The 652-nt window shown below is 70.4% G+C and carries 1 protein-coding gene; it reads right to left on the minus strand.

Annotated features, from left to right (window positions below):
- Positions 1 to 652, minus strand: a 652-nt coding sequence (locus tag MKK52_RS02015; protein WP_243952080.1) for a methyl-accepting chemotaxis protein, incomplete at both ends; no start/stop codon positions are given.

Below are 652 nucleotides of genomic sequence, written 5' to 3' on the forward strand. Positions count from 1 at the left end.
GATGGTCCGCTGCGTCGTGTCCGAGCGCGTCTTGCCCACCGCCGAGCGCTTCACCGCCTCCTCCGTCAGCATCACCGAGGTGTTGATGCCCCGCTGGATCTCCCCGAGGATCGCCCGCACCTGACCCGTGGCCGCCTTCGCTTGGTCGGCGAGCAGCTTCATCTCCGAGGCCACCACCGCGAAGCTGCGCCCGCTCTCGCCCGCCGCTGCCGCCTCGATGGCCGCGTTCAGCGCCAGGAGATGCGTGCGCTCCGAGATGTCGTTGACGCTCTCGATGATCTCGCCGATCGCCTGGGTCTTCTCCGACACGCCGACGATGTTACCGGCCACCGCCTCGGCCTGCTCGCGGATCGCATCCATGGCTTGGGCGGTGTCCGAGACCGCGCGCAGGCCCTGCCGGGAGGTCCTGGCCGTGGCCTGGGCGGTGGCGATGACCTCGCTGGCGCGTTTGGAGATCTGCGCCCCGGAATGGGTGATCTCGTCCACCGTGGCAGCGGTCTCCTGCACGGCAGCGAACTGCTCCTCGACGGAGGCCGCCTGTTCCTGCGCCGAGGCGCGGATCTCGGCCGCCGCCGCGTTGAGGTCCGCCGTCGCCGCCCGATTGGAGCGAGCGAGATCGGCAAGACCGGCCACCATCATGTTGAGGCCGCGC

Origin of the sequence: Methylobacterium sp. J-067 (genome assembly GCF_022829465.1) — a bacterium.
In the GTDB taxonomy this organism is placed as follows: domain Bacteria; phylum Pseudomonadota; class Alphaproteobacteria; order Rhizobiales; family Beijerinckiaceae; genus Methylobacterium; species Methylobacterium litchii.